Here is a 19,593-nt window from a genome sequence, read left to right on the forward strand (position 1 = left end):
CGACAGCCGCGGCCGGGCGGATAATGGCCCCATGGACGCGCCATCGCTGACCGCGGCCCGATCGAAGGAGCTCGCCGACCTGCGCCGCCGCGCGTACGGCCCGAACGCCGACATCGACTCGGACCCGGCCGCGCAACGCCGGCTCCACGAGCTCGAGGAGCTGGCCCGGCCCTCGGCATCCGAGGCGCCGCCACGCCTCGATCCTCACCGTGACGGCCATCGGCGGAGCTCGAGCCCCGACGGCGCTCCCGCCGGCGATCGCAGCGAGGCTCTGTCATCCGTCGCCGTCGAATCGGCCCCGGAGGCACCCGACGAGGAAGCATCCGAAGTGCCGGACCCGGCGGCGCCGGCGCCCGCACGGCGATGGTGGCAGCGCGTCCCGCTGTGGGCGGTGGCGGCCGCCGTGGGAATCGCCGTCGGGCTTGCCGCGGGGCTGGCCTGGCCCACCGACTCGGAGCCGCCACCGGACGTGACGCTGGACGTCGAGCCGGGCGGCGGCGAGCGGGGCGCGGGATTCACCGAGAACCTCGACTACTGGGGCGTCGATCCCGGCAGCGTCGTGCCTCATGAGCCGTTCGACGTGATCCAGGTGTGGACCGCCCGCGCTGTCGACGAGTCGCGCTGCGTGCTGCTGTCGCACGACGGCGGGTTCCTCAGCGCGACCTGCAGCGGTGGCGGTCTCGATCCCGTGCTCGACTTCACGGTGTACGACGGCATGTCGCTCGAGTTCGACGAACCGCTCCCGATCGGCACGGTGATCCGTTTCGTCGGGCGGAACGGCCACGTGGACGTGTGGGTGAGCGCGCCGGGAGGGCGTCAGGCGGGGGATGCCTCGGCCAGCACCTCCTCGGCCGCGTCGGCCCCCAGCCGGGCGTAGTCCGGGTTGTCGTCGCTGTGGGCGAGCAGCACCACGGCGATCGACGCCGCCCATGCGTGCGCGCGGATCCACGTGGCGCGGTCGTGCCGATCGCCGGTCGCCTCGATGAACGCGGATCGCCCCGCCGCGTCGAACGCGAGCCAGCCGACGGCCAGGTCGTAGGCCGGATCGCCGGCGGTCACGTCGCCGAAGTCGATGATCGCCACGAGACGCGCGCCATCGGCCACCAGGTTGCCCGGGTGCAGGTCACCGTGCATCCAGACGGGTGGACCATCCCACGGTCGCTCCGCAACGCCCCGCAGCCAGACGTCCGTCAGCGCGGACGCCGCGGCGGCGTCGAGCCGTCCTGACGCGGTCAGCCCGCGCGCCCGCTCCTCGAATGCGGCGGCACGGGTCGCGAGAGGTCTGCCGCGCACGGGGTTGATCGGGTGGTCTGCGGGTGCGGCCGCATGCAGAGCGGCAAGGGCATGGGCGAGCGGGGCGGCCCACCGGATGCGCTCACGGCGCGGCACATCGATTCCGCGTGAGCCTTCGAACCACGGCGTGACCGACCAGCTCCAGGGGAACCCGTCCCCGGGAACGCCGTGCACGACAGGAGTCGGCACACGCACACCGGTGGCCTCGACGGCGGGCGCCAGGAGAGGAAGGCTGTGCTGCTCGTGCACGATCAGCGGGGCGGCGGCGGCGCGGCGAGGGAGGCGCACGGCGAGCTCGTCGCCCAGGCGCCAGATCTCGCTGTCCCACCCGCCGGCGACCCGGCGCAGGGGGAGCGCGGCCATCTCGGGTGGCACCTGCCCGACCAGAAGGCGGCGCAGCTGTGGCTCGTCGATCGCCACTTCTGCGCGGGGTGTGTCGGCCACGGTTCGACGATACCGGGACACATAGGTCTTGTTTTGTGTTGGTATGTGTTGTACTGTGTGGGAATTCCGAGGAAGGGTCGCAGATGTACGCAACGGAGCGTCAGGAGCAGATCGAACGACAGCTGCAGACCGATGGTCGGGTCAGCGTCGTCGAGCTGGCCCGCCTCTTCGACGTCACGACCGAGACGGTGCGCCGCGATCTCGACCAGCTCGAGGCCGCCGGTGCCCTGCGCCGGGTGCACGGCGGCGCCGTCAGCAGCGATCGCGGCAGCACTGCCGAGTCGCCCCTCGCGGAGCGCCAGCAGCGTCACGGTGTCGCCAAGGCCGCGATCGGCCGGCGGGCGGCCGCAGCGCTGGGCGAGCGGTTCCGCGGCTCTGTGTTCTTCGATGCCGGCACGACCACGGCCGCGGTGGCGGCCCAGCTCGCCCCCCGCCTCTCCTCCGACCAGATCGAGGTCGTCACCCACGCCATCAGCCTCGCCGACATCCTGAGCGCGGCGCCCGGCGCGGGATTGACCCTCGTCGGCGGGCGCGTCCGCGGTGTGACGGGCGCAGCCGTCGGTGCCGACACCGTCCGCGCGATCGAGGGCATGCGTCCCGACGTCGCCTTCGTCGGAGTCAACGGAGTGTCGGCGGGCTTCGGGCTCAGCACGCCCGATCCCGAGGAAGCCGCGGTGAAGCGAGCGATCGTCCGCTCCGCCCGTCGTGTGATCGTGGTCGCCGATGCCGAGAAGCTCGGCCCCGAGCTGCTCGTCGGCTTCGCGTCACTGTCCGACATCGACGTGCTCGTGACCGACGCCCAGCCCGACGCCGAGCTGGCCGCAGCCCTCGCCGACGCCGACGTGGAGGTGTGGCACGCATGATCGTCACTCTCACGGTGAACCCGTCGCTCGACCGCACGATCGCGCTCGACCAGCCGCTCCGGCCTGGGGGAGTCCAGGGGGCGGTCTCCGCTCGGGAGGACGCCGGCGGAAAGGGCATCAACGTCGCCCGAGCCGTTTCCTCAGCCGGGGTCGACGTCGTCGCCGTCCTGCCGCTCGCCGCGGACGACCCGTTCGACGCGGTGCTGCGCAGATCATCGATCGTCGCGCACACCGTTGCCGTCGACGGCCACGTCCGCGCGAACGTCACCATCACCGACCCCTCCGGCGAGACGACGAAGCTCAACCTCCCGGGCGTCGCATTGAGTGAAGCGGATGCCGCGGCCGTCGTCGCGGCGGTCGTGCAGGCCTCGGAGGGCGCCCGCTGGCTCGTGCTGGCCGGCTCTCTTCCGCCGGGCGTCCGCGACGACTTCTACGTCGACGTCATCGAGGCGGTGCGCCACGCATACGGCGCGAGCGCCCCGCAGATCGCGGTCGACACCTCGGGGCCGGCGCTGGCGTCAGTCGTCGCGCGGGGGCGCCCCGACCTCATCAAGCCCAACGACGACGAGCTCGCCGAGCTCGTCGGCCGGCCGGCCCTGCCCCAGGGCGACCTCGCGCGCACCGCGAGCGAACTCGCCCGCGCGCTCGTTCCGTCGCGCGTCGCCGCTGCGCTCGTCACACTGGGCTCCGCCGGGGCCGTGCTCGTCACCGCCGAGGGCGCATGGTCAGCCGCTCCGCCCGCCATCCGCGTGGCCAGCACCGTCGGTGCGGGCGACAGCTCGCTCGCCGGCTACGTGCTCGCGGACTTCGCCGGTGCCGCGCCGGAGGAGCGACTGCGCCACGCCGTGCGCTACGGGGCGGCCGCGGCATCCCTCCCCGGCACCCAAGCCCCGACGCCCGCCGATCTGCCCGTCGGCGACGTCATCGTCACCCACCTCTCGCCTGCCTGAATCCCCGTCCTCACCGACCGTTGGAGGTCATCGTGTCAGACACCATCACTCCGGACCTCGTCAGTCTCGACGTCGGCCTCGGCGCCGACAAGGAGGCTGTCATCCGCTCGCTCGCCGCCCGCGTCGTCGCGCAGGGTCGCGCCACCGACGCCGAGGCGCTCTTCGCCGATGCGTGGGCGCGCGAGCAGAAGGATGAGACCGGCCTGCCCGGCGGCATCGCGATCCCTCACGCGAAGAGCGCCGCGGTCACAGAGCCGTCGCTGGCCTTCGCGCGACTCACGCCGGGAGTCGACTTCGGCGCACCCGACGGCCCGGCCGACCTCGTCTTCCTGATCGCCGCGCCGGAAGGGGCGGCCGAGGCGCATCTCGCCGTGCTGTCGAAGCTCGCGCGCAGCCTCATGCAGGAGGACTTCACCGCGGGCCTGCGCGCGGCCGCCAGCGACGACGAGGTCGTCGCCATCGTGCGCGCCGCGATCGGAGAGGGAGATGCCTCGGCTGCACCCGCCGCCCGAACGGCCGCGCCGGCCGCCGTCGCACCCGCGGCGGCAGCACCGGACGACCTGACCGTCGACGGGCGCCCCGCGCGCATCGTCGCGGTGACCTCGTGCGCGACAGGCATCGCCCACACCTTCATGGCGGCCGATGCGCTGACGGCGGCGGGGAGCGCGGCGGGCATCGACCTCGCCGTCGAGCCGCAGGGCTCGAGCGGCTATCAGGCGCTGCCCCGCGAGGTGATCGACGGCGCCGACGCCGTGATCTTCGCGACCGACGTCGATGTGCGCGAGCTCCAGCGCTTCGCGGGCAAGCCCGTCGTGCGTTCCGGCGTGAAGCGCGGCATCGAGCAGCCGCGCGAATTGATCGCGGAGGCGGTCGCCGCCGCGAAGGATCCGAGCGCGACGCGGGTGTCCGGCACCGCGAGCGCGGCGAACGCGGCCGCGTCGACGGAATCGGTGTCGTGGGGAGCGCGCATCCAGCGGATCCTCCTCACCGGTGTGAGCTACATGATCCCGTTCGTCGCCGGTGGCGGCCTGCTCATCGCACTCGGGTTCCTGTTCTTCGGCAGCGACTACAGCGCTCCGGGCAACGCCAACACCGTGGTCGTCGAGAACTCGCTGTGGGACCTGCCGGAGGGCGGACTGGGCATCTACCTGGGCTCCGTGGCCTTCGCCATCGGCGCGGCATCGATGGGCTTCCTGGTCTCGGCCCTCGCCGGATACATCGCGTTCGCGATCGCCGATCGGCCGGGCATCGCGCCCGGGTTCGTCGCGGGCGCCGTCGCGGTCCTCATGAACGCCGGCTTCATCGGCGGCATCGTCGGCGGCCTCCTCGCCGGCGTGACGGCCTGGTGGATCGGCACGTGGCGGGTGCCCCGCTGGCTGCGCGGTCTCATGCCCGTGGCGATCATCCCCCTGCTGGCCTCGATCGTGGCCTCGGGACTGATGGTGCTCTTCCTCGGGCGGCCGATCGCGACGCTCATGGAGTGGCTGACGGTCTGGCTCAACGAGCTCGCGGGAACAGCAGGAATCGTCGTCGTCGGCGTGATCCTCGGGCTGATGATGTGCTTCGACCTCGGCGGACCCGTCAACAAGGTGGCCTACGCGTTCGCTGTCGCCGGTCTCGCCGCAGGGTCGCCCGACAACCCCACGCCCTACCTGATCATGGCCGCGGTCATGGCCGCGGGCATGGTGCCGCCGCTGGCCATGGCGCTCGCGTCCACGGTGCTGGCACGCGACCTGTTCCCGCCGGTGGAACGCGAGAACGGCAAGGCCGCCTGGCTCCTCGGCGCCGCCTTCATCAGCGAAGGGGCCATCCCCTTCGCGGCCGCCGACCCGCTGCGCGTCATTCCGGCCTCGCTCGTGGGCGGTGCGGTGACGGGTGGGCTCAGCATGGCCTTGGCCGTCCAGTCGCTGGCGCCGCACGGCGGAGCGTTCGTGTTCTTCGCGATCAGCCCGTTCTGGGGCTTCCTGGTCGCCATCGCGGCAGGTACGGTCGTGACCGCGCTCGTCGTGATCGCCCTCAAGAAGTGGGTCGGCCGCAAGGAGCTCGAGCAGGCAGAGGCTCCATTCGAGGCCGTGCCCGCGTGACCGACCGAACGACCATCCACCGAAGGAGACAGGAAATGGCAGAACGCCAGGCCACCATCGCGAGCAGCTCAGGACTGCACGCCCGCCCCGCGAAGCTCTTCGTGCAGGCCGTACAGGAGAAGGGCGTCCCCGTGACGATCGCGGTGGAGGGCGGCCCCGATCTCAACGCGGGCAGCATCCTCTCCCTCATGGGGCTCGGCGCGTCGCATGGTACCGTCGTGACACTCAAGGCCGAAGGGGACGGAGCGGAGCAGGCTCTCGACGAACTCGTCGAACTGCTCGAGACCGACCTCGACGCCGAGTAGCGCAACCGGTCGCCGAGCGACCCGAGCGAGTCGAGACGACGGATGCCGCGGAGAGTGAAGCCGCGCGGCATCCGTCGTCTGCGTTCCGGTGACCGCCTACAGGTCGGTGGAGTCGCCCGGCTCGAGCAGGAGGAACTCTCCGCCGTGCTGCTCGACCGCCCACCGCAGCCGCGCGCGGTGCATGTCGCGACCGAGGACGGAGAGCGTCATGTCGTGGGTGCCGAACGCCTGCTGCGGCGCCACCGCCAGGACGAAGTCCATCGCCTCGCCGATCTTGAGCCACGGGGCGCCGAGCGGGGCGGCCAGCAGGCGCACCTCGCGGCCAGACGGGACCGCGTAGGAGTCGCCGGGATAGTAGAGCTCGTCGTTCACCATCACGCCCACGTTGTCGATCACCGGGATGGACTCGTGGATCACCGCGTGCCGGCCGCCGAAGAACTCGAGGCGGAAGGGGTCGAGCTCCAGGGTGTCGCCGGGGTGGACCGCGGTGACGTCGTAGCCCGCAGCGGCCTTGACGACGCCCTCGGGGCCGTAGATCGGGGTGCCCGGGTACGCCTTGAGCAGCCGGTCGAGGTGGTCGGGGGTCCAGTGGTCGACGTGCTCGTGAGTGATCACGATCCCCACGACATCCTCGAGGTCGGTGAGCGGCGTCGTGAACGATCCGGGGTCGATCACCAGCGTCCGGCCGGCTTCGGTGAGGGTCAGGGTGGCGTGCTCGAACTTGGTCACTCGCATGCTCCGAGTCAACTCCGCGGGCCCGCCTCGAGCAAGCGCGGCGCGGCTCCCCGCCTCGATTTCGATGCACGCAAGCGCACTCGATCCGGCGGATTTGGAGAGGGCATGAGCGCCGTGGCATAATCGAACGGTTGCGAAAGCGGCCCCATCGTATAGCGGCCTAGTACGCCGCCCTCTCACGGCGGTAACGCGGGTTCGAATCCCGCTGGGGTCACAACACACGCGAGAAGCCCGGTCCATCGGACCGGGCTTCTTGCGTGTCCTACCGGTCGCCGATCGACACTGTCGCGCGCGCTCCCACGGGCACGAAGGCGATGACGATTCCCGCGACCACCCCGCCGAGGCCGCCGACCGCCATGTCGCCGATCGTGTCTGCATACGCGACGAAGATGTCATCGCTGATGAAGGTATGGCCGAACCACTCGACCATCTCCCAGAGCGCGCTGATCGCGAGCGCCAGCACCGGCACGACGAGAAGCGGGACGCGCCGCATCGCGCGCGTCTCGGGCTGCCACGGGACGACGCCCCACCGGCTCAGCAGCACGCAGAGCATCGCGGCGACGACGCCGGTCGCGACGAAGTGAACGGCGAGATCCCACCACGCGATCGACGTGTAGAGATCGAGCACATTGCTCCAGGCCGCGACGAGGATTGTGACGCCGTAGGTGATGTCGAACGCCGGGCGCACGCCGAGGAAGCGGGGGAGGAGCGTGGCAGGCAGCGCGAAGGCCAGGATGCCGGCATCCGTCGGCGTCCACCAGATCGCACCGGCGATCACGCTGAGCGCCGCGAGGACCCGCACGGCGTCGGCGCTGAGCTCGGCTGAGGTGCGGGGCCAGTGCAGGAACGCGCGTCTCATGCCCGCTGCTCCGCCGCAATCCGCACGACTGTCTGCACGGGAAGGTGATCCGATGGCCAGCCGCCGTCGATCCGACCCGCGTTGATGGCGCTGCGGTCGACGGTCACGCCCTGCGACACCAGGATCCAGTCGATGCGCGCGCCATCCGGCCGCGGCGTGCGGTAACGCGCATAGGTCCCCCAGTGCGGGGTCAGGCGAGCGGATGCCGCGACCCACGCGTCCCGGAGCGCGCCGGTGCCCGCCGTCAGCGTCCGCACGGGAGCAGAGGAGGCACCGCTGTTGAGATCACCGGTCACGACCACGGGCGTGCCCGCGGCGACGGCACGGTCGCGGATGCGGGCCGCGGCACGCTCTCTCGACCGGCGCGACAGCGGGTCGAGGTGCGTGTTGAGCGCTGTGAAGGAGTGCGCCGTCGAGCGATCCGTGAAGACGGCGGCGACGAGGACGCGCGGGACCGGGTTGCCCCATGTGCGCGAACCGGCGCTGTCGGGGCGATCGGACAGCGCCTGCTGTGACCAGTGCACGAGCTGCAGACGCTCGGCGTCGTAGACGATCGGGCATCCCTCGCCGCGACCGGTGGCACTGCGGCCGTGGCCGACCAGCCGGAAGGCAGGACCGAGCGCGTCCCGCACGAGCGCGGCCTGGTCGGGAAGCGCCTCCTGCAGGCCGATGAGCGTCGGGCGCTCCGTGCCCATGAGCGTCCGCACGCGCGGCGCCCGGACACGCCACCGGTCCGCCGGCGGGCACGAGGCGCAGCCCAGCCGGCGGCGCACGTTGAACGTCATCACGTGGAGTCCGGGCGGGTCGACCGGCCCGATCAGGGGCTCATAGCGGCTCACGTCGTCTCCTCGTCGGGGAGAACCCACGCTAGTCCGACGGCGGTGCGGCCTCCGAGGAGGTTGACACGGGCTCGTGATCGCGGTCGTTCGCCCGCCGGCCACGCACGGCTCGGACGATCACCCACACGATCAGCGCGACGAGTGCAACGACGACGAGCCACGGGATCAGGAAGCCGAGCGCGATCACGATCCCGTTGAGAGTCGCCACGAGCCCGTTCCATCCGGCGGCCAGCCCGTCGGCGAAGCCTGCGGGATCCGCCTCGACGGTCTCGACGACGGGGGAGAGCGTCACGGTCAGCGACGACATGGCGACCTGGTCCTCGAGCATCTCGAGCTGCTGCTGGTAGGACTCCAGCAGCGCCTGCCGCTCGGACAGCGCCGCCTCGGCGGCGATGAGGTCGGCGACGTTCGTGGCCTCGGCCATCAGGTCGATGAGGCGGTCGACGGATGCCTGGGCCGCATCGATGCGCGCGCGCAGGTCGACGGTCTGCTCGGTGACGTCCTGCCGGTTGATGGACGACGCCGTCACCTCGCCGACGTCAGCCAGTTCCTCGATCACCGCGGGCAGCTCATCGGACGGGACGCGGATGCTGATCCAGGCGCCGTCGGGGGTGTACGGGTAGGGCATCGTGTCGTACGCGATGCCGGTCTCGGGGTCGACCGGATACGACACGCCGTTCGTGCCGATGCTCATCGACTCCACGTAGCCGTCGTGGGCGACCGCGGAGTTGCCGATGGTCCGCGCGGCGACGGTCACGTCGTCGACCGATACCGTGGCGGAAGCGGTCGTGATGATCTCGCGCTCGGCGGTGGCGTCGTCGCCCATCACCGCGGCCCCGGGCTCGCTGGACAGATCACTGCGGTCTGCGGTGCTCTCCTCGGTCGCACCGCCCGCATCGCCGTCGGTCTGGACGGCGGCATCGGGGGCGACCGAGGAGTCCGCCGATCCGCCGCCGGCGCCCCCGACGAGGGGGACGACGCTCGGGGCGATGATCGCGGCGACCGCCACGACCGCGGCTGCGGCGCCGCCGGCCAGCCAGATCCGGCCGCGGCGCGCGCGGCGCGTCTGCGTCGATGACCGCTCGCGCGCGATGTCGGCGAACAGGGCATCTTCGAGCTCGTCGATCCGCTCGTCGCTCAGTGCGGGAAGCGCCACCGGCGCCCCGGTGGGGTGCTGGATGCTCATGTGCTCTCCTTCACAACGGTCCGGAGACGCGTCCGGATGCGGGAGAGACGATTGCGCACGACGCCGTGGGCGACGCCGAGCTCATCGGCGGCCGCCTGATATGCGTAGCCCTCGGCCGCGCACAGGCGGAAGATGTCGCGGTCGAGGGGACTGAGCCCGGCGACCTCCTGCAGGATGCGATCGGCCAGATCGGCGCCGATCACCTGCTCCTCCACGTCGACCGTCGCGGGCAGGGTATCGTCGGCGGCGGCCGCCGTGTGCTCGCGATCGCGCTTCTGCCGGCGGATGCGGTTGGCCGCCTGGAAGCGGCACACCGTCGCCAGCCAGGGCAGGAGTGATTCGCCTGCCAGCTCGAGGCCGGGCAGCTTGCGCCACGCGACGAGGAACGTCTCCTGGGTGACGTCCTCGGCATCGGCCGCGTTGCCCACCAGCCCATAGGCGAGCCAGTACACGGGTCGCACGTAGGCGCGGTAGAGCGAGCGGAAGGCGTGTTCGCTGCCTCCCGCCGCCTGCGCCACGAGCGCAGCGTCATCCCGCTCGGTGTCCTGTGGCATTCCCGTCCTTCGCCCCGGCGGCACCGCCGTGGAGGGCGACGTCGCGGAGCACCATTGTCTCTCACGGTGTCAGTGTCGGCGGGAGTTCGATCGTCTCGCGTGCGGCCGGCGCGGGCATCCCGAGCCTGTATCCTGATCGGGCGAGAGGGAGTATCCCGACAGCGCGCGTTCGTCATCACGGGTTCCGATCATGCAGCCCCGGACGCGTGCCACGGCCATCGGCGTCGTGGGGAGAGACTCTCGGCCTTCCGCCGACCCTCTGTATCCCCCTCGAAAGGCCTCAATGGACCTCGAACTCCCGCTGTGGTTCGAAATCGGATCCCTCGTGATCCTGTCGCTCATCCTGCTTGCCGACCTGCTGCTCATCCTCAAGCGGCCGCACATCCCGTCGACCCGCGAGTCGACGCTGTGGGTCGTGTTCTACGTCACCCTGGCGCTCATCTTCGCCGGGCTGATGTGGGTGTTCGCCGGTGCCGAGTACGCCGGCCAGTTCGTCGCCGGCTGGCTGACCGAGTACAGCCTCTCGATCGACAACCTGTTCGTCTTCGTGCTCATCATGAGCCAGTTCGCCGTGCCGCGGCGATACCAGCAGGAAGTGCTGATGGTGGGGATCATCATCGCACTCGTGCTGCGCGGCCTGTTCATCCTCGCCGGCGCCGCGATCATCGAGCAGTTCAGCTGGGTGTTCTACCTCTTCGGCGCGTTCCTCGTGTGGACGGCGTGGCGCCAGGCGTTCCCCGGCGGGGACCACGACGACGACGTCAAGCAGGAGAACTTCGTCGTGCGCCTGCTCCGGCGCGCGATCGACATCAGCGACCACTACGACGGCGCGAAGATCCGCACCGTCGTCGACGGCAAGAAGATGTTCACGCCGATGATCATCGTGTTCGCGGCGATCGGCGTCACCGACCTGCTGTTCGCGATCGACTCGATCCCTGCGATCTTCGGCATCACCCAGAGCGCCTTCATCGTCTTCACCGCGAACATCTTCGCGCTGATGGGCCTGCGGCAGCTCTACTTCCTGCTGGGCGATCTGCTCGATCGCCTGCGGTACCTCCACTACGGCATCGCCTTCATCCTCGCGTTCATCGGCGTGAAGCTCGTGTTCCACGCGATGCATGTCAACGAGCTGCCGTTCATCAACAACGGCGAGCACATCGAGTGGGCGCCCGAGATCTCGACCTGGATGTCGCTCGCCGTCATCGTCGTGGCGATGGCCGTGGCGACGATCGCGAGCCTGATCGCGTCGTCGCGCGAGAAGAAGGCGGAGACTCCGGATGCCGCGGCCGCCGCCGTCGCGGGGGAGAAGGGCACCCCGCCCTCCGTCGAGCAGCCGCGCACGGATCAGCGCTGACACGATCCCCTTCCGCGCGCCGCGCACGCGTCACACGACGTCGTGCGCGGCGCGTCGGCACCCGGGCGAGTGGTAGCCTGGGCCGCGTGCGGATCGCTCGCCTTCTCCTTAGCGGCCGCGACGAGTCCTCGTTCTAGGCCTCCCTCGTCGCGGAGTTCGTCACGGGCCCCCTAGCGGACGCAGTCCCTTCCGAGGAGAACAGAGCATGAGCATTTCCGACGCATCCGGCATCCCCGAGCGTCCTCGCACCCTGGCCGAGAAGGTCTGGGACGACCACCTGGTCGTCAAGGGCGAGGACGGACAGCCCGACCTCATCTACATCGACCTCCACCTCGTGCACGAGGTCACCAGCCCGCAGGCGTTCGACGGCCTGCGCGCAGAGGGGCGGCCCGTGCGCCGCCTCGACCTGACGATCGCGACCGAGGACCACAACACCCCGACGCTCGACATCGACAAGCCGATCGCCGACCTGACCAGCCGCACGCAGATCGAGACGCTGCGCCGCAACGCCGAGGAGTTCGGCGTACGGCTGCACTCGCTCGGCGACAAGGAGCAGGGCATCGTGCACGTCGTCGGGCCCCAGCTCGGCCTGACGATGCCGGGCATCACGGTCGTCTGCGGCGACAGTCACACCAGCACGCACGGCGCCTTCGGGGCCATGGCCTTCGGCATCGGCACCAGCGAGGTCGAGCACGTCATGGCGACCCAGACGCTGCCGCTCAAGCCCTTCAAGACGATGGCGATCACCGTCGAGGGCGAGCTGAAGCCGGGCGTCACCGCGAAGGACGTCATCCTCGCGATCATCGCGAAGATCGGCGCGAACGGCGGTCAGGGCTACGTGCTCGAGTTCCGCGGCAGCGCGATCCGCTCCCTCTCGATGGAGGGGCGCATGACGATGTGCAACATGTCGATCGAGGCCGGCGCGCGCGCCGGCATGATCGCGCCGGACGAGATCACCTTCGAGTACGTCAAGGGCCGGCCCCACGCCCCGCAGGGCGAGGACTGGGACGACGCGGTCGCCTACTGGCGCACACTGCCCAGCGACGAGGGCGCCGTGTACGACGCCGAGGTCTATCTCGACGCGGCCGAACTCGAGCCGTTCGTCACATGGGGGACGAACCCCGGGCAGGGAGTCTCCCTCTCCGGCGCCGTGCCCTCGCCGGCCGGCATCGCCGACTCGAATGAGCGCGCCGCCGCCGAACGGGCGCTGGAGTACATGGACCTCGCACCGGGGACCCCGATGAAGGACGTCGCCGTCGACGCCGTCTTCATGGGCTCGTGCACGAACAGCCGCATCGAGGACCTCCGCGCGTTCGCGTCCGTGGTCCGCGGCCGCACCAAGGCCGACGGCGTGCGCGTCATGGTGGTTCCGGGCTCGGCGCGCGTGCGGCTCGAGGCCGAAGCCGAGGGCCTCGACAAGGTGTTCACCGACTTCGGCGCCGAATGGCGCTTCGCCGGCTGCTCGATGTGCCTCGGGATGAACCCCGACCAGCTGGCGCCGGGGGAGCGGTGCGCCTCGACGAGCAACCGCAACTTCGAAGGACGTCAGGGCAAGGGCGGCCGCACGCATCTGGTGTCGCCGCTCGTCGCCGCCGCCACGGCCGTGCGGGGCACGCTGTCGAGCCCGAGCGACCTGGATCCCCTTCCGGCGGGGTCCGCAGTCGGATCGCCGGCGACGGCAGGAGCGGAGGCCTGACATGGAGAAGTTCACCACGCACACCGGCGTCGCCGCTCCGCTGCGCCGATCGGCGGTCGACACCGACCAGATCATCCCGGCCGTCTACCTCAAGCGCGTCACCAAGACGGGCTTCGAGGACGCGCTGTTCGCCAGCTGGCGCCAGGATCCCGCGTTCGTGCTCAACCAGCCCGCGTACGCCGCCGCGAGCGTGCTCGTCGCGGGCCCCGACTTCGGCACCGGCTCCAGCCGCGAGCACGCCGTGTGGGCGCTGCGCGACTACGGATTCCGGGTGGTGCTGAGTTCCCGGTTCGCCGACATCTTCCGCGGCAACGCCGGCAAGCAGGGCCTCGTCGCCGGCGTGATCGACGAGGCGGACCTCGAGCGGGTCTGGAACGTCATCGAGGCTCAGCCCGGCATCGCGATGACGGTCGACCTCGAGGCCCGTCGCGCGTCGATCGGCGATCTCCAGATTGCGTTCGACATCGACGATTACACTAGGTGGCGGCTTCTCGAAGGGCTCGACGACATCGGGCTCACGCTGCGCAACGAAGACAAGATCGCGCAGTTCGAGGCTCGCCGCGAGGCATGGCGGCCGCGGACGCTCCCCGTTCCGTAAGCCAGGGCACGCGCCCCACCCGGGCGCGTGATCCGCCCCGCCCCCTCCAGAGACACAAGTGAGGTCCACCGGATGAAGTCCGCTCTCAGCGTTACGCCCACCACCCCCGCAGGCGAGGAACCGGCCGGCGAGGTCCTCGCGATCCGCGGTGGGCGTCCGCTGACCGGCCGCGTCGAGGTGAAGGGCGCGAAGAACCTCGTCACCAAGGCGATGGTCGCGGCGCTGCTGGGCGGCACGAACAGCGTGCTGCGCGACGTCCCCGACATCAGCGACGTCCAGGTCGTCCGCTCGCTGCTCGAGGTCCACGGCGTCCACGTCTGGGACGGCGAGGAGGAGGGCACCCTCCACTTCGACCCGAGCGGCGCCGTGTCGGCGCACTTCGAGGCGATCGACGCGCACGCCGGAGCATCCCGCATCCCGATCCTGTTCTGCGGCCCGCTCCTGCATCTGCTGGGCGAGGCACTCATCCCCGACCTCGGCGGCTGCCGCATCGGCGACCGTCCGATCAACTTCCACATGGACGCGCTTCGCGCATTCGGCGCGGTCGTCGACAAGAGCTACGAGGGCATCCGGATCACGGCGCCCGACGGCCTCCACGGGGCGGACATCGAGCTGCCGTACCCGAGCGTGGGCGCGACCGAGCAGGTGCTGCTCACGGCGGTGAAGGCGAAGGGCACGACCGAGCTGCGCAACGCGGCCATCGAGCCCGAGATCATGGACCTGATCGCCGTCCTGCAGAAGATGGGCGCGATCATCTCCTACGAGCCCAACCGCGTCATCCTCATCGAGGGCGTCGACGAGCTGCGCGGCTACGACCACCGGGCGATCTTCGATCGCAACGAAGCGGCGTCGTGGGCGTGCGCGGCCCTCGCGACCGACGGCGACATCTTCGTCGGCGGCGCCAAGCAGCAGGAGATGCTGACCTTCCTCAACGTGTTCCGCAAGGCGGGCGGCTGGTTCGACGTGCACGAGGACGGGATCCAGTTCCGTCGTGGCGGCGCACTCAAGCCCGTCGTCGTCGAGACGGACGTCCACCCCGGATTCATGACCGACTGGCAGCAGCCGCTCATCGTCGCCCTCACGCAGGCTGAGGGCGTCTCGACGGTCCACGAGACCGTGTACGAGAACCGGCTCGGCTTCACGCAGGCCCTCGTGCAGATGGGCGCCGACATCGTCGTCCATCCGCACGGCATCGACGCCCCTGACCGCCGCGTGCCGCGCCGCGCGCTGGAGCAGGCCGCCGTCATCAGCGGACCGACCCCGCTGCACGGCGCCGACGTCGTGGTGCCCGACCTCCGCGGCGGCTACAGCTACGTCATCGCCGCGCTCGCGGCCGAGGGCGAGTCCGTCGTGCGCAACGTCGGGATCATCCGCCGGGGTTACGAGAAGTTCCTGACGAAGCTCGAAACCCTCGGCGCCGACTTCGACGTCATCGGATAGTCCGTTGTCGCCCTCGTCACCGATGCCGCCGGCGTCCCGCGAGAAGACGCGTCCGAGCGTCTTCTGGCCGCTCGCCGCGATCGCCGCTCCGCTCATCGCGCTGCTGTTCAAACTCGAGATCCACGGCGCCGAGAAGCTCCCTCGCGAGGGTGCGTACGTGCTCGCACCGAACCACTACTCCGAGGCCGACCCGCTGGCCGTGGCCCTGGCCGTCTGGAAGGCCGGCCGCGCGCCGCGCTTCATGGCGAAGGAGAGCCTCTTCCGCGTGCCCGTGCTCGGATCGGTGCTGCGCGCCACGGGCATGGTCCCGGTCGCCCGGGCGTCGTCCGCGGCATCCGCTCGACAGACGCTCGAGACCTCCGAGACGCTCGTCCGTCTCGGGCGCGGCGTGATCGTGTACCCCGAAGGCACCCTGACCCGCGAGCCCGATCTGTGGCCCATGCGCGGGAAGACGGGCGCTGTGCGGCTGGCGCTGGCCGACGACATCCCGGTGATCCCCATGGCGCACTGGGGCGTGCAGCAGGTGATGCCGCGGTACGGCAAGCTGAAGCTGTGGCCGCTCCGACGCCGTGTGCGCGTGCTCTTCGGCGACCCGGTCGACCTGACCGCGTACCAGGCGGAGGGCCCGCCGGTGAACCTCGCGGGCGCGACCGACAAGGTGATGGCCGACATCGCCGACCTCCTCGCGCAGCTGCGCGGCGAGCCCGCTCCCGCCGAGCGCTGGAACCCCGCAGACCACGGTCAGAAGGAGACGGGTCGCCTTGAGCCGTAGACAGGATGCGGCGCGCCCGCGCGTCACCGTGATCGGAGCGGGGAGCTGGGGCACGACGTTCGGCAAGATCCTCGCCGACGGAGGCGCCCACGTCACGATGTGGGCGCGTCGACCCGAGCTTGCGAGCGAGATCCAGGAAGCCAAGCGCAACAGCGAGTACCTGCCCGGCATCAACCTGCCGCGCACCATGACGGCGACCCACCACCTGTCGGAGGCCCTCGACGGCGCGGATCAGGTGTATCTGTCGATCCCGAGCCAGGCGGTGCGCCAGAACCTCAAGGCGGTGCGCCCCCTCGTCTCGCGCACCGAGGTGCCGATCGTCTCGCTCATGAAGGGCGTGGAGCGGCGCACCGGGCTGCGCATGAGCCAGGTGATCGAGCAGGAGCTGCACTGCGACCCGGCGCGCATCGCCGTGGCGTCCGGGCCGAACCTCGCGCTCGAGATCGCACGCGAGCAGCCGACGGCCGCCGTCATCTCGTCGACGAGCCAGGAGACCGCCGACGCGGTCGCCCGCCGCGCGCGCAACGACTACTTCCGCACGTTCGTGAACACCGACGTCATCGGCACCGAGTTCGGCGGCGTGCTGAAGAACCTCATCGCCGTCGCGATCGGCATCGTCGACGGCGTCGGCTACGGCGAGAACACCAAGGCGTCGATCATCACGCGCGGTCTCGTCGAGATGACCGACTTCGCGGTGGCCTTCGGCGCGCAGCCCGAGACGCTGCAGGGCCTCGCCGGACTCGGCGACCTCATCGCGACATGCCAGTCGCCTCTGAGCCGCAACAACACCGCCGGGCGCCTGCTCGGTCAGGGCTATCGCTTCGACGACGTCGTGAAGCAGATGAACCAGACGGCTGAGGGACTCGCCTCCGTGGCGCCCATCCTTCAGCTCGCACGAGAGGTCGGCGTCGACATGCCGATCGTCGAGCAGGTCAAGATGGTCCTCGATGGCACGATGAACCCGCGCGACATCGCGCCGCATCTCACGACGGACGACGACACCCCCAAGGGCGAGAGGACTCAGAATGGACAGGCCGGCGGTGGCGGTGCTCTTTGGCGGTCGATCCAGCGAGCACTCGATCAGTTCCGCAACGGCGGGCGGGGTGCTGCGGGCGATCGACCGTGATCGCTACCGGGTGATCCCGGTCGGCATCACCCGCGACGGCGTGTTCGTCCTCGAAGACGACGATCCCGGCAAGTTCGCGCTGGATGCCGAGCGCCTCCCCGAGGTGGTCGACAACGGCACGCGCGTGCTGTGGCCCGAGGGCGGCAGCGATCGCACGCTGCGGGTGCGCCGCGCCGACGGGTCGATCGACGACCTGGGCGAGGTGGATGCGGTGCTGCCGATCCTGCACGGCGTGCACGGCGAAGACGGAACGGTGCAGGGCTTCTTCGACACCCTCGGCATCCCGTATGCCGGCGGCGGCGTGCTCGACTCGGCGCTGTGCATGGACAAGCACTTCATGAAGATCGTCCTCGCGGCGGCCGGCGTGCCGGTGTCCCCCTCGATCACGGTCACGCGCCGGCAATGGGATCTCGACCCCGAGCGGGTGCGAGCGGATGCCGCCGCCCTCGGTGAGCCCACCTTCGTCAAACCCGCGCGCGCAGGGTCGAGCGTGGGCGTCTCGAAGGTGCACGACGCGTCCGAGCTCGCGGCCGCGCTCGAGCTCGCCTTCGCGGAGGACGACAAGGTGCTCATCGAGACGGCGATCGTCGGCCGCGAGGTCGAGGTCGCGATCCTCGAGGGCCGCGCTGGGGCGCGTGCGCGCGCATCCCTCCCCGGTGAGATCGTCCTGACGACCCGGGAGTTCTATGACTTCGAGGGCAAGTACCTCGGCGGAGACGGCGCAGAGGTCGTGTGCCCGGCCGATCTGACCGCCGACGAGATCGCGGCGATCCAGGAGCTCGGCGTGCGGGCGTTCGAGGCTGTGGGTGGCCAGGGGCTCGCCCGCGTCGACTTCTTCCTCACCGCCGACGGGCTGTACGTCAACGAGCTCAACACGATGCCGGGCTTCACGCCGATCTCGATGTTCCCGAAGTGCTGGATCGCATCGGGCGTCACGTACCCCGAGCTGATCTCAGAGCTCATCGACACCGCGCTCGCGCGCGCTGCGTAGGAGTCCGCCGCGCTACGATCCGTCGGCGCTCTCGCGGGGCACGCACGTCGAGCCGTCCGCGGGGAGGCGCGACACGACGATCGACAGCGCGTCGAGCACTTCGGCGCTGGCGACGATGTCGTTGTCGAGGTAGACCTCGACGGCTGGAACGCGGCCGTACGACGTGACGCGGTACTTCGGTGCGTCGGTCTCGTCGATGACCCAGTCGACGCCGTTGACCGTCTGGCAGGGAAGTGTCGTGGGTCCCAGCGGGTCGAGACCGCAGGTGAAGAGGACGGCGGCGGGGTCGCCCCAGGCCGCAGTCGCCTGCGCGTCCGTCCACCTCCGAGCCTGCCCGTCGAGCGTGCCGGGGAGGGCGACCGAGACGTCGGCACACGCCGGGTCGTTCGACTCGCCGGCGGGCTGCATCGACACCGTGCCGGCGCACCCGGCGAGTGCGGCGGCGACAGCGAGGGCGAGCACGGAGGCGAGAAGGCGGCGCGCTCGGATCACCCTCCCAGGCTACCTTGGAGGGATGACTGCCTCCGATCCGCGCGTCGGCGACCTGACCGAGGGCGCGGTCCTCCGCGGCATCCTCGAACGGCTCCCCGCATCGGGCGCGCTGGTCGGCCCCGGTGATGACGCCGCGCTCCTCGCAGCCCCCGACGCGCGCGTGGTCGCCACCGTCGACACGCTCGTGCACGGACCGGACTTCCGCCTCGCGTGGTCGAGCTCGTACGACCTCGGCTGGAAGGCGGCGGCGGTCAACCTGGCCGACATCGCCGCGATGGGGGCGCGACCCACCGCGCTGCTCGTCGCCCTCGCGATGCCCGATGACACCCGGCTGTCGTTCGTCGAGGGGCTCGCCGACGGCCTCCGCGCGGCGTGCGACGCACTCGCGCCCGGGTGCGCCGTCGAAGGCGGCGACCTCACCGTGTCGGACACGCTCACGATCGCCGTGACCGCGCTGGGCACACTCGACGGGCGGAGGCCCGTGCTGCGGTCGGGTGCGAGCCCGGGAGACGTCGTCGCTGTCGCCGGAACGCTCGGGAGGGCGCAGCGCGGGCTGCGCGTGCTGTTCGATCGATTCACGGATGCCGCGGGCACGCCGGTTCCCGTCGACGAGAGCGTGCTGTCCGCGGACGAGCGGGCCGACCTCTCCGTGCAGCTGCGGCCGGCACCTCCGGTGGCGCTCGGTGCTCGGGCGGCCGACGCCGGAGCGACCGCGATGATGGATGTGTCGGACGGGCTCGTCCTCGACGCGTCGCGGATGGCCGCCGCATCCGGAGTCACCGTCGCTCTCGACTCCGCCTCGCTCGGGGCCGACGCCACCTCGGCGCTCTCCGGCGGCGAGGACCATGGACTGCTGGCGAGCTTCCCCGCGGGAGTGCCGCTCCCCGTCGGCTTCCGCGCGATCGGCGAGGTCCGGCCCCGCGGCGCCGATCCGGTGATCGTCGATGGGAGGCCGTTCGACGGCCGCAGCGGCTGGGATCCCTACCGCGACTGGGACGCCGGCCGGGGGTGA

The 19,593-nt window shown here is 71.0% G+C and carries 20 protein-coding genes and 1 tRNA gene; 14 read left to right on the top strand and 7 right to left on the bottom strand.

Annotated features, from left to right (window positions below; all coding sequences use genetic code 11):
- Window positions 1-31: 31 nt before the first annotated feature.
- A complete protein-coding gene (locus tag H9622_RS12590; protein ID WP_191766763.1) occupies window positions 32-877 on the top strand; it encodes a hypothetical protein in 846 nt (281 codons plus the stop codon).
- On the opposite strand, the gene H9622_RS12595 is transcribed toward H9622_RS12590, so the two are convergent.
- Window positions 817-1,737, bottom strand: a complete 921-nt coding sequence (locus tag H9622_RS12595; RefSeq protein ID WP_191766764.1) for a phosphotransferase — start codon at window positions 1,735-1,737, stop codon at window positions 817-819. The genes H9622_RS12590 and H9622_RS12595 overlap by 61 nt on opposite strands.
- A gap of 83 nt (window positions 1,738-1,820) precedes the next feature.
- On the opposite strand from H9622_RS12595, the gene H9622_RS12600 reads away from it, so the two are divergent.
- From H9622_RS12600 to H9622_RS12615, 4 genes are read left to right on the top strand one after another with little or no spacing between them, the layout of a single operon-like run.
- On the top strand, window positions 1,821-2,600 hold the full coding sequence (locus H9622_RS12600) for a DeoR/GlpR family DNA-binding transcription regulator (protein WP_191766765.1): 780 nt from the start codon (window positions 1,821-1,823) through the stop codon (window positions 2,598-2,600).
- Window positions 2,597-3,550: a 1-phosphofructokinase gene (pfkB, locus tag H9622_RS12605; RefSeq protein WP_191766766.1), complete on the top strand. Its 954-nt coding sequence runs from the start codon at window positions 2,597-2,599 to the stop codon at window positions 3,548-3,550. Before H9622_RS12600 ends, pfkB begins: the two co-directional genes overlap by 4 nt.
- Before the next feature lie 32 nt (window positions 3,551-3,582).
- Window positions 3,583-5,634 (top strand): PTS fructose transporter subunit IIABC, encoded by a 2,052-nt coding sequence (locus H9622_RS12610; RefSeq protein WP_191766767.1) that lies wholly within the window; start codon window positions 3,583-3,585, stop codon window positions 5,632-5,634.
- Between the two features lie 35 nt (window positions 5,635-5,669).
- Window positions 5,670-5,939, top strand: a complete 270-nt coding sequence (locus H9622_RS12615; RefSeq protein WP_191766768.1) for an HPr family phosphocarrier protein — start codon at window positions 5,670-5,672, stop codon at window positions 5,937-5,939.
- A gap of 96 nt (window positions 5,940-6,035) precedes the next feature.
- On the opposite strand, the gene H9622_RS12620 is transcribed toward H9622_RS12615, so the two are convergent.
- Window positions 6,036-6,674, bottom strand: a complete 639-nt coding sequence (locus H9622_RS12620; protein ID WP_191766769.1) for an MBL fold metallo-hydrolase — start codon at window positions 6,672-6,674, stop codon at window positions 6,036-6,038.
- A gap of 141 nt (window positions 6,675-6,815) precedes the next feature.
- On the opposite strand from H9622_RS12620, the gene H9622_RS12625 reads away from it, so the two are divergent.
- Window positions 6,816-6,888, top strand: a tRNA-Glu gene (locus H9622_RS12625).
- 48 nt (window positions 6,889-6,936) lie between these two features.
- Here the strand turns inward: H9622_RS12625 and H9622_RS12630 are convergent.
- Genes H9622_RS12630 through H9622_RS12645 form a run of 4 tightly spaced genes read right to left on the bottom strand, consistent with a single transcriptional unit; the run spans window position 6,937 to window position 10,112 of the window.
- Complete coding sequence (locus H9622_RS12630; RefSeq protein WP_191766770.1) at window positions 6,937-7,533, bottom strand: hypothetical protein; 597 nt, start codon at window positions 7,531-7,533, stop codon at window positions 6,937-6,939.
- On the bottom strand, window positions 7,530-8,372 hold the full coding sequence (locus tag H9622_RS12635; protein WP_318247112.1) for an endonuclease/exonuclease/phosphatase family protein: 843 nt from the start codon (window positions 8,370-8,372) through the stop codon (window positions 7,530-7,532). Before H9622_RS12635 ends, H9622_RS12630 begins: the two co-directional genes overlap by 4 nt.
- Before the next feature lie 28 nt (window positions 8,373-8,400).
- Window positions 8,401-9,558, bottom strand: coding sequence for a DUF4349 domain-containing protein (locus H9622_RS12640; protein WP_191766771.1), 1,158 nt, complete (start codon window positions 9,556-9,558; stop codon window positions 8,401-8,403).
- Window positions 9,555-10,112 carry an RNA polymerase sigma factor gene (locus tag H9622_RS12645; RefSeq protein WP_191766772.1) on the bottom strand — a complete coding sequence of 186 codons (558 nt, stop codon included), beginning with the start codon at window positions 10,110-10,112 and terminating at the stop codon, window positions 9,555-9,557. Before H9622_RS12645 ends, H9622_RS12640 begins: the two co-directional genes overlap by 4 nt.
- A 283-nt stretch (window positions 10,113-10,395) precedes the next feature.
- On the opposite strand from H9622_RS12645, the gene H9622_RS12650 reads away from it, so the two are divergent.
- The 7 genes from H9622_RS12650 to H9622_RS12680 all read left to right on the top strand — a co-directional run bounded on the left by H9622_RS12650 (window position 10,396) and on the right by H9622_RS12680 (window position 18,089).
- Complete coding sequence (locus H9622_RS12650; RefSeq protein WP_191766773.1) at window positions 10,396-11,466, top strand: TerC family protein; 1,071 nt, start codon at window positions 10,396-10,398, stop codon at window positions 11,464-11,466.
- 205 nt (window positions 11,467-11,671) lie between these two features.
- Window positions 11,672-13,162 carry a 3-isopropylmalate dehydratase large subunit gene (gene leuC / locus H9622_RS12655; RefSeq protein WP_191766774.1) on the top strand — a complete coding sequence of 497 codons (1,491 nt, stop codon included), beginning with the start codon at window positions 11,672-11,674 and terminating at the stop codon, window positions 13,160-13,162.
- 1 nt (window position 13,163) lies between these two features.
- Window positions 13,164-13,760, top strand: a complete 597-nt coding sequence (gene leuD, locus H9622_RS12660) for a 3-isopropylmalate dehydratase small subunit (protein ID WP_191766775.1) — start codon at window positions 13,164-13,166, stop codon at window positions 13,758-13,760.
- A gap of 72 nt (window positions 13,761-13,832) precedes the next feature.
- Complete coding sequence (gene murA / locus H9622_RS12665; protein WP_191766776.1) at window positions 13,833-15,200, top strand: UDP-N-acetylglucosamine 1-carboxyvinyltransferase; 1,368 nt, start codon at window positions 13,833-13,835, stop codon at window positions 15,198-15,200.
- A gap of 22 nt (window positions 15,201-15,222) precedes the next feature.
- On the top strand, window positions 15,223-15,972 hold the full coding sequence (locus H9622_RS12670) for a lysophospholipid acyltransferase family protein (protein WP_191766938.1): 750 nt from the start codon (window positions 15,223-15,225) through the stop codon (window positions 15,970-15,972).
- Window positions 15,962-17,098, top strand: coding sequence for an NAD(P)H-dependent glycerol-3-phosphate dehydrogenase (locus H9622_RS12675; protein ID WP_191766777.1), 1,137 nt, complete (start codon window positions 15,962-15,964; stop codon window positions 17,096-17,098). Before H9622_RS12670 ends, H9622_RS12675 begins: the two co-directional genes overlap by 11 nt.
- Complete coding sequence (locus H9622_RS12680; protein WP_191766778.1) at window positions 16,998-18,089, top strand: D-alanine--D-alanine ligase family protein; 1,092 nt, start codon at window positions 16,998-17,000, stop codon at window positions 18,087-18,089. The genes H9622_RS12675 and H9622_RS12680 overlap by 101 nt, the downstream gene beginning before the upstream one ends.
- Window positions 18,090-18,101: 12 nt before the next feature.
- Here the strand turns inward: H9622_RS12680 and H9622_RS12685 are convergent, their stop codons facing one another.
- Window positions 18,102-18,581: a DUF3515 family protein gene (locus tag H9622_RS12685; protein ID WP_318247113.1), complete on the bottom strand. Its 480-nt coding sequence runs from the start codon at window positions 18,579-18,581 to the stop codon at window positions 18,102-18,104.
- 22 nt (window positions 18,582-18,603) lie between these two features.
- Here H9622_RS12685 and thiL point away from each other — a divergent pair, with 22 nt between their 5' ends.
- Entirely contained in the window at window positions 18,604-19,593 is a 990-nt protein-coding gene (gene thiL / locus H9622_RS12690) for a thiamine-phosphate kinase (RefSeq protein ID WP_191766779.1), read from the top strand.

It is taken from the genome of Microbacterium gallinarum, from assembly GCF_014837165.1.
Classification (GTDB): domain Bacteria; phylum Actinomycetota; class Actinomycetes; order Actinomycetales; family Microbacteriaceae; genus Microbacterium; species Microbacterium gallinarum.